Source organism: Rhodoferax antarcticus ANT.BR, assembly GCF_001938565.1.
Lineage (GTDB): Bacteria > Pseudomonadota > Gammaproteobacteria > Burkholderiales > Burkholderiaceae_C > Rhodoferax > Rhodoferax antarcticus.
This window is the reverse complement of sequence record NZ_MSYM01000017.1, coordinates 271,098-278,951: the sequence shown is the minus strand read 5'-3', so window position 1 is coordinate 278,951 and position 7,854 is coordinate 271,098. Positions and strand designations below refer to the sequence as shown.

7 protein-coding genes are annotated in these 7,854 nt (G+C 55.7%); all 7 read right to left on the bottom strand.

Going from position 1 to position 7,854, the window contains the following annotated elements; translation table 11 throughout:
• A partial coding sequence (locus BLL52_RS16220; RefSeq protein WP_139313428.1) for a hypothetical protein occupies positions 1–379 on the bottom strand: 379 nt, incomplete at its 3' end.
• On the bottom strand, positions 376–1,614 hold the full coding sequence (locus tag BLL52_RS16215) for a tyrosine-type recombinase/integrase (protein ID WP_075587677.1): 1,239 nt from the start codon (positions 1,612–1,614) through the stop codon (positions 376–378). The genes BLL52_RS16215 and BLL52_RS16220, both read right to left, overlap by 4 nt.
• 900 nt (positions 1,615–2,514) lie before the next feature.
• A complete protein-coding gene (locus BLL52_RS16210; protein WP_075587676.1) occupies positions 2,515–3,333 on the bottom strand; it encodes a sulfite exporter TauE/SafE family protein in 819 nt (272 codons plus the stop codon).
• 282 nt (positions 3,334–3,615) lie between these two features.
• Positions 3,616–3,849, bottom strand: a complete 234-nt coding sequence (locus BLL52_RS16205) for a septum formation initiator family protein (protein WP_338065746.1) — start codon at positions 3,847–3,849, stop codon at positions 3,616–3,618.
• 50 nt (positions 3,850–3,899) lie between these two features.
• Complete coding sequence (gene eno / locus BLL52_RS16200) at positions 3,900–5,186, bottom strand: phosphopyruvate hydratase (RefSeq protein WP_075587674.1); 1,287 nt, start codon at positions 5,184–5,186, stop codon at positions 3,900–3,902.
• 59 nt (positions 5,187–5,245) lie between these two features.
• The gene (kdsA, locus tag BLL52_RS16195) at positions 5,246–6,103 is read right to left on the bottom strand and encodes a 3-deoxy-8-phosphooctulonate synthase (RefSeq protein ID WP_075587673.1); all 858 of its coding nucleotides are present in this window, start codon (positions 6,101–6,103) and stop codon (positions 5,246–5,248) included.
• A complete protein-coding gene (locus BLL52_RS16190; protein WP_075587672.1) occupies positions 6,103–7,770 on the bottom strand; it encodes a CTP synthase in 1,668 nt (555 codons plus the stop codon). The genes kdsA and BLL52_RS16190 overlap by 1 nt, the downstream gene beginning before the upstream one ends.
• Between the last annotated feature and the right edge of the window lie 84 nt (positions 7,771–7,854).

Here is a 7,854-nt window from a genome sequence, read left to right as displayed (position 1 = left end):
CGGTAACGGTTTTCAATAGATCAGCGGTTTTTGTGAAAGCTGATTCAGTTTCAGGGTAGTTATTTGGATTCAGGAGCGGATAGCCTTGCTCACTGAATGATTGAACATGAAATTTCACGTTTGAGCGGTGCGTTTCATGCTTTTCGCGCTGCTTTTCGCGCTGATTAATTGCACACCCAAAGGGAGTAGCCAGATCATCAAACAAGCCGTCGCGGTAGCTCATAAACGCTTGCTCAAGCCGTGCGATTAGGTAGGGTGATGCTGGCGCTCCAATGTGCAAAACCATCATTAGGGCGGCCTCCAGGTCGCAGTCGCCCTGCATTAGCTTTTGATCCCATAGGTCGCGCTCTGCTAGCTGTGCTGCACCGATGGTAATCATGCTGCAACCCCTTGAAACGGAATCACCTTGGCATCCGTGGTGATGCGGTCGCAGTGATCTGCCCAGGACTGCATCAGCGCCCGGCGTTTCTCTAGTTGGTCTGAGCGTAGGTAAGCGGCCTCGACCTTGTCTTCTAATTTGTGCGCCAGCGCCTGCTCTGCCAGCTCTCGCGGGAAGTTGGTACGCTCTGCAGCCCAATCGCGAAACGTCGATCTAAAGCCGTGTGGGACGGCATCAATGCCCATGCGCCGGGTTAACGCGGTCAGTGTCATATCTGAAAGCACGCCACCACGCGGCGCGGGAAACAATAGGTCATCTGGTTTTGCGTCTTTTGAACGCTCGTTCAGGATTTGAATCAGCGGTGCGCTTAATGGGACGCGATGTTGTACTTTGGCTTTCATGCGCACTGCGGGAATGACCCAGATTGCCGCGTCCAGATCAAACTCTGACCACTTCGCGCCCCTGACTTCACCTGAGCGTGAAGCGCACAGAATCGCAAACTCAAGCGCCCTTGCAGCCGTGCCTTCGCGCTGGCGCAGGTCTGCCATAAACGCGCCCATCGCATCAACGGGCAATGCTCGGTGGTGCTCGACCTTGGTGATCTTGCCGGGTGCCGGTAGCAGTTGCTCAAGGTGGCCTTTCCAGCGGGCAGGGTTTTCGCCGGTTCGGTACTTGCGGACGGTGGCATAGTCCAGAATTTTCTCTATGCGCCCGCGAACCCTCGTTGCAGTCTCGGTTTTGGTTTTCCAGATTGGTTCAAGTGCGGCAAGTACATGCGCCTGCCCCACGTCACACACCAGCAAATCACCCATGAAAGGGAATGCGTATGTCTCAAGCGTTGCTGTCCATTGTGCAGCGTGCTTGACATTGGCCCAGGTGTCGCGGTGGGTGTCGATATATTCAAGCGCCGCCTGCCGGAACGTCTTTTCAGTGGCTTGCTTGGCAGATAGGGCGCTCTTGGCTTGTTTGCGCTCGGTGATAGGGTCAATGCCAAGCTCGATTGAATCACGCGCTCTGCGGGCCTTTTCTTTTGCCCCTGCCAGGGTTACATCAGGAAACCCGCCTAGACCCATATCGCGGCGCTTGCTGCCGATCTTGCTTCGCAGTATCCATGACTTCGCGCCAGATTTATTGATGTGCAGATACAGCCCGGCCACGCCACCCACGGCCACCATGCCGGGCGCATTCAGGCGGCTAATTTCTATGGCGGAGACTTCTTTGGCTTTTTTTGGCATTTTCGTTTCCTGTTGTCCTATCAATGTTCCCATCATAAACGATAAGATTGAATGAGACAATAGGTAATCTCATGTTGCATCACATCATTGGTTTATCGTTGTAAATCAATGGCTTATGACGCTATATGAGACTACCTGAAACGCTAAAATAGCGGCCTCCGTTTCCGCCAGGATAAAGCCTAAGCAATTGAATTGCTTAGGCTTTTTTTGTGGGCTTACAGCATGGGCGCCCCCTACGGGTGCAAGTCCCGTCGTAAGTTGATCACAACGAGTGAAGCGCATGCGCAACTGCACGACGGCGACTGGTTGTGGGAAGGAAGCCTAGAACACAAATTGTGAGCCGATAGCCAAGAATCAGATAGAAGGCGTTGCCAAGCAGGGCGAGCAGGCATTTGACCGCAAAACTCACGTGATGAAGGCGAAATGGCGTAAATCCGGCGGTTGTGCAATGAAGGAGCGTGTTTTTATCTGGGGAGATTTCGCCTCATGCTTGAAAGAGCGACTGGGCAACCTGGAGTGCGAACCCGAAACCCGAATGGGAGGCGCGGTTGGTGCGAAGGACCGAACCAGAGTGAGTGATCAAGGATCAGGGGATGTCAAAGGCCATGCGTCAGATGCCGGGCGACCTGAGCGGGTGGGCGTAGCGCACGGTGCAGCCGGACGCGATCCCATCAGCGACGAAGCCTGTGGGGCCCGCCTCTTGCATGGTGGGACACGGCGTTGGAATTGCACAAGACGAGGACTGGTTTCTCGTTGGATACCGAGCCAAGACTCAAACTCTCGAACCGCCCGCGCTTGCCGGGTGGCGTGTGGCAGGGGCGCAGTCACAATGACTGCCCTCTATGCCGATAACCGAAAAAATGTGTTGGCCCGTTCATACGGGACTGCTCACAATAAAGTTCACAAGCTAGCCAAGCCCCGGTACAACATGTATGCTGCCAATAGGTAAAGAATGCTGGCAAACACCCGCTTGAGTTTCTTGACCGGTAACCTGTGCGCTGCGGCTGCGCCCAGTGGCGCTGTCAAAACGCTGCAACTTGCGATCACCGCGAGCGCTGGCAACCAGATGTAGCCCACCGAATAGGGCGGCAAGTCTACCAAGCCTCTCCCGCCTATGACGTAGCCAACCGCGTTGGCCAGCGCGATGGGGAAGCCGAGAGCGGCAGAGGTCGCTACGGCGTTGTGTATAGCGACGTTGCACCAAGTCATGAACGGAACGCTGATAAAGCCACCGCCCGCACCGACCAGCCCTGACAAAAATCCGATCACGGAACCGGCGCCCATCAGGCCAACCGTGCCAGGCGCAGAACGGCTGGGCGTTGGTTTTTTGTCGAAAAACATCTGGGTGGCGGAGAAACTCACAAACGAGGCAAAAACAAGCGCCAACGCAGAGCCTTTGAGAATGGAAAAAACACCCACGCTGGCGATGGCAGCGCCCAAGACGATGCCGGGCGCCAAACTTTTGACCAGATCCCAGCGAATCGCACCGCGCTTTTGATGCGCCCTCACGCTGGAGATGGAGGTGAAAATAATGGTGGCCATGGAGGTGGCAATTGCCATCTTTATAGACAACTCAGCACCCACGCCGCGATTGGACAAAATCGCAGTGATGAACGGCACCATGATCATGCCGCCGCCAATGCCCAACAAACCCGCCAAGAAGCCGGTGGCCAAGCCAAGAAGGCACAACGACAAAATCAGGGAGGGCTCAAATGGCATGACAGGGTGGGAGGGGTGTCTGCCGCGTCACCGGACCGGCATCCTGAACCGGGGTTCAGGTGGGCGAGGTCAGTGCTATCTTGGGTTCATCTAACGCGAGATGATCACGCTGACAACACGATGTTCCAAGCCCTGGCTCGATGAGCATTGGTTCAAGAAATATACAGCCCAGCAAACACGACAGACGTCCCCATTGTAGAGCGCTGCATGGGTAGCGGGTGGGTCAAGTGTCCAGAAACCTGGAAGAGCGCAGTCCCTTAAGTGGACTCCGCAGCCGATGGCTCAGCGAGAAATTTGGACGTAAATCTCGTTCGTTTTCACCATGCCCAACGCCATTCGGGCGTGTTCCTCAACCATCTCCAGACCCTCTTTCAGGTCGCGAACTTCAGCTTCAAGCTGGTCATTGGCTTGTACTGCTTGATCATTTCTCTGCTTTTGCTCAGCAAGATCCGAGCGCAGCAGTGCAATGCTGGGCAGGCTACCGCGCCCATACCACAGCTGCGCGTGCAAGACCACGAGCAGCGTGATGAGAATGGCTGGAACAAGACGCCTGCCCACAGGCCGACTTAGCGCAGGTTGTAAAAGGCGTCACGGCCAGGATAGCTGGCGACATCACCCAAGTCTTCTTCGATACGCAGCAGCTGGTTGTACTTGGCCATGCGGTCTGAGCGGCTCAGTGAACCGGTTTTGATCTGTCCTGCATTCATGCCCACAGCGATGTCGGCAATGGTTGAGTCTTCGGTCTCACCTGAGCGGTGGCTGATCACGGCGGTGTACCCGGCGCGTTTGGCCATCTCAATGGCGGCAAAGGTTTCGGTCAGCGTACCGATCTGGTTGATCTTGATCAGGATGGAATTGGCAATGCCTTTGTCGATGCCTTCCTTGAAGATCTTGGTGTTGGTCACAAACAGGTCGTCGCCGACGATCTGCACGTTTTTACCCAATCGGTCGGTTAAGACTTTCCAGCCGTCCCAGTCGCCTTCTGCCATGCCGTCTTCAATGCTGATGATCGGGTATTTATCGACCCAGGTGGCCAGCATGTCGGTCCACTCCTCGGCGCTTAAGACCAAGCCTTCACCTTCGAGATGGTACTTGCCGTCTTTGTAAAACTCGCTGGCAGCACAGTCCAGACCTAAGGCGATGTGTTCACCCGCTACAAAACCAGCCTTGTCGATTGCTTGCAAAATCAGCTGGATCGCGGCTTCATGGCCACCTTCCACCTTGGGGGCAAAGCCACCTTCGTCACCCACGGCGGTGCTGATGCCCTTGTCATGCAGGATCTTTTTGAGCGCATGGAACACTTCCGCGCCATACCGCAAGGCTTCACGGAAAGATGGTGCGCCCACCGGGATGATCATGAACTCCTGCAGATCCAAGTTGTTGTTGGCATGCTCGCCACCGTTGATCACGTTCATCATTGGCACCGGCATCTGCATGCCACCCATGCCGCCAAAGTAGCGGTACAGCGGCAGGCCAGATTCTTCTGCTGCAGCACGGGCTACCGCCATAGAGACTGCCAGCATGGCGTTAGCGCCCAGGCGGGATTTGTTCTCGGTACCGTCCAGATCAATCAGGGTCTTGTCCAGGAAGGCTTGTTCCGACGCGTCCAAACCGAGCACGGCTTCCGAGATCTCGGTGTTGATGTGCTCAACGGCTTTTAAAACCCCTTTGCCCAAGTAACGGCTTTTGTCGCCATCGCGCAGTTCAATGGCTTCTCGGCTACCAGTGGAAGCACCCGACGGGACAGCAGCACGCCCCATGGTGCCGCTTTCCAGCAACACGTCGCATTCGACCGTGGGGTTGCCACGGGAGTCCAAAATTTCACGGCCTACGATATCTACGATTGCACTCATTGGCTTCTTTCAGTAGTTAAAAACGAGGAAAATGCGCCTGGTGAACATCACCAATTTAATTACGCAGCGAAATCATTTTCAAGAAAACCATGTTTCTTGGTGACTTGGTCCAATTCCAAAAGGGTTTCCAGCAGGGCTTTCATGTGTCTGAGCGGAACAGCGTTAGGCCCATCACTCATGGCTTGCGCCGGATTTGGGTGGGTTTCCATGAACAAGCCCGCCACGCCGACGGCGACAGCAGCGCGCGCCAGCACTGGAACCATCTCGCGTTGACCGCCACTGGTGGTGCCTTGGCCGCCAGGCAGTTGGACCGAATGCGTCGCATCAAACACCACCGGTGCACCGGTGTCGCGCATGATGGCAAGGGAGCGCATGTCACTGACTAGGTTGTTGTAGCCAAAACTCACGCCACGCTCGCAGGCCATGAAGTTGTCTTCAGGCAGGCCGACCTCACGTGCTGCAGCACGGGCTTTTTCAATGACATTTTTCATGTCACCTGGGGCCAAAAACTGCCCTTTTTTGATGTTCACCGGCTTGCCACTTTGGGCCACGGCGCGAATGAAATCCGTTTGGCGGCACAAAAACGCTGGCGTTTGCAACACATCAACCACCGACGACACCTGAGCAATCTGTGCTTGCGAATGGATGTCGGTGAGCACCGGTAAGCCCAACTCACGCTTGACCTTGGCCAGAATTTCCAGGCCCTTGTCGATACCTGGGCCACGGAAGGTGCTGCCGCTGGAGCGGTTGGCTTTGTCAAAGCTGCTCTTGAAAATAAATGGGATGCCCAGGCTGGTGGTGATCTCTTTCAAGGTGCCAGCGGTGTCCATCTGGAGTTGTTCAGACTCAATCACACAAGGCCCGGCAATCAGAAAAAATGGCTGCTGCAGCCCAATCTCAAAACCACAGAGTTTCATCAGGCCAACGCTTTCTCAGGTGTGGTTGCGACCTGCTGGTCCAATGCGGCGCGAATGAACGCGTTGAACAGGGGGTGACCGGCCCATGGCGTGGACTTGAACTCGGGGTGGAACTGCACCCCCATAAACCAAGGGTGAACCTCTTGTGGCAGTTCCACAATTTCAGTCAGGTGTTCACGCTGGGTCAGCGCCGAAATCACCAGCCCGGCTTGGCGCAGCGCGTCAAGGTAATTCACATTCGCTTCAAACCGGTGGCGGTGCCGCTCGGTGACCACATCGCCATAAATTTTTTGCGCCAGTGTGCCCTTGACCACGTCGGAGCTTTGCGCGCCCAGGCGCATGGTGCCGCCCAGGTCAGAGTCTTCGGTACGCGTTTTGATGCTGCCATCCGCGTCTTTCCACTCGGTGATCAGGGCAATAACAGGGTTGGAACAGTCGGGCGCGAACTCGGTGCTGTTGGCATCTTTCAAGCCGGCCACGTGGCGGGCGAATTCGATGGTGGCCACCTGCATACCCAGGCAAATGCCCAGGTAAGCAATCTTGTTTTCACGGGCAAAACGTGCCGCGCAAATTTTTCCTTCGACGCCGCGCACGCCAAAGCCGCCCGGCACCAGAATCGCATCAAACTTGGCCAGCTGTGCCACGTTGTCAGGTGTAAGGGTTTCGGAGTCGATATAGCTGATTTTTGCCCGCACATGGTTTTTCATGCCTGCATGACGCAGCGCCTCGTTGAGCGATTTGTAGCTGTCGCTCAATTCAACGTATTTGCCCACCATGGCGATAGTGACCTCGCCCTTCGGATTCTCTGTCTCGAACACCAGATCGTCCCAGCGCTTGAGGTTGGCGGGTGGCGTGTTCAGACGCAGCTTGTCGCAGATCAGGCCGTCCAGCCCTTGCTCGTGTAGCACGCGCGGCACTTTATAAATAGTGTCTACGTCGGGCATGGAGATCACACCCCACTCTGCGACGTTGGTAAAGAGCGAAATTTTTTCACGCTCATCATCGGGAATATAGCGGTCAGCGCGGCACAGCAGGGCGTCGGGCTGGATACCGATCTCGCGCAGTTTTTGCACCGTGTGTTGTGTCGGTTTTGTTTTGAGCTCACCGGCGGCGGCAATCCACGGCACATAAGTCAGGTGCACAAAGGCCGTCTGATTAGGCCCCAGGCGCAGGCTCAACTGGCGCACGGCTTCCAGAAACGGCAGCGATTCGATGTCTCCCACCGTGCCGCCGATTTCCACAATGGCCACGTCCACCGCATCCGGTGTGCCGAAGTCGGCACCGCGCTTGATGAAATCCTGAATTTCGTTAGTCACGTGCGGAATCACCTGAACGGTTTTACCCAGGTAGTCGCCGCGGCGCTCTTTTTCCAGCACGCTTTTGTAAATTTGGCCAGTCGTGAAATTGTTGGCTTTTTTCATGCGCGTTTCGATGAAACGCTCATAGTGGCCCAAGTCAAGGTCGGTTTCAGCACCGTCATTGGTGACAAAAACCTCACCATGCTGGAACGGTGACATGGTGCCAGGGTCGACATTCAGATACGGATCCAGTTTGATCAGGGTGACTTTGAGGCCACGCGATTCAAGGATGGCGGCGAGTGAGGCAGAAGCGATTCCCTTGCCCAGGGAAGACACCACGCCGCCGGTGACGAAGACAAATTTGGTCATGTCGAGCTGAGCTGCACGCTCAAGGAGCTGGTAAAAAAAGATTATAGAAGCCTGTTCTTACAGCGCTTGCTTTTGACGTGGCGC